Annotated in this window: 2 protein-coding genes; both read right to left on the bottom strand. The window is 56.0% G+C overall.

What is annotated here, in order from left to right:
• Nucleotides 1-28: 28 nt before the first annotated feature.
• Complete coding sequence (locus tag HF327_RS21790; protein WP_198462435.1) at nucleotides 29-850, bottom strand: IS3 family transposase; 822 nt, start codon at nucleotides 848-850, stop codon at nucleotides 29-31.
• Entirely contained in the window at nucleotides 847-1,155 is a 309-nt protein-coding gene (locus tag HF327_RS21795) for a transposase (protein ID WP_198462436.1), read from the bottom strand. The genes HF327_RS21790 and HF327_RS21795 overlap by 4 nt, the downstream gene beginning before the upstream one ends.
• Nucleotides 1,156-1,213: the final 58 nt, after the last annotated feature.

Here is a 1,213-nt window from a genome sequence, read left to right on the forward strand (position 1 = left end):
TGTATTGACCCAGCCGTTTCTGCACAGGTCAGGCCGCTAATGCAAATGCCTCAGCGGGAGTTTTCATGTTCAGCGCCTGATGTGGGCGCCGATGGTTGTAAAAGCCAATCCAGTCCCCAATGACCCGGCTGGCATGCTGCAGGCTCTCAAAGCGGTGGCGGTGCACGCATTGCTCCTTGAGGCTGCGAATCACACGTTCGACCATGCCGTTTTGCTGCGGGCAGTGCGGCGTAATGAACTCTTGATGCATCCCATAGCTTTTCACCAGGGCCGTAAAGTAGCGGCTGGTAAACACCAGCCCGTTATCTGAGCGCAGCAGGAATGACTCTGGCACCTTTCCCAAGGTGCCAAACCTGGCAATCAAGGCTTGCTCAAGGGCACTAGCAGCCGTACTGGCCTTGCCGGTACGAGACAACTGCCAGCCCAGCAACTCTCGTGTGTAGCAATCGATCACTAGCGCCAGGGACGCCCAGCCATCACGGCCAGTCCAGATTCTGCACAGATCTGTTGCCCAGCGTTCATTGGGCCCCTTGGCTACCGATGGCAAGGCTTGTATGCGAGGACGCATGCCCACGGGGCGCTTGCGCACCTGCCAACCTTTAATCTGGAAGATGCGCTGGACCGTGTTCTTGTTCATACCCAGCAGATACGCCACCGTGCGATAGCCAAATGATGGGTTCTCCTCGATCATGGCCTTGATCGGCACTGCAAGCTGCTCATCCACTTTTGGGGCTGCCTTGGTGGGTTTGTAGTACACCGTGCGCCGTGGCACTTCAAACCAACGACATAGCTGGCTCAGGCTGGCACGCACGCCCTCATTGAGTAAGCCTTGCTGGAGGCGAAGAATCATTTGCCTTCCTCGTCCAGCAAGGCTTGCAGCTTTTTTCTGGCACGCAGCTCCAGCATCGCTTCGCCATAGGCTTCTTGCAGCTGCCTCAATTGGCGCTCGTACTGCTCACGCACATCTTCGGGTTTGGCACGCAAGGCGTTCTCCATGCCCCGCTTGCCTTCGTCGACCCAGTTCTCGATCTCTGAAGGAAGCAGGTCATGGGCTCGACTTGCTTCAGCAACTGTGGTTTTGCCTTGGATGATCTCCAGTACCAAGGCGCTTTTACGCTTGGCGGTCCAGCGTTTGACTTCTTCTTGATCTCTCATCTATCAGGTCCTTTCTTCAAGTTTAGGACCTGTGCAGGTTTTTACTGGGTCAATACAG

This window comes from Comamonas suwonensis, assembly GCF_012844455.2.
In the GTDB taxonomy this organism is placed as follows: Bacteria; Pseudomonadota; Gammaproteobacteria; order Burkholderiales; family Burkholderiaceae_C; genus Comamonas; species Comamonas suwonensis.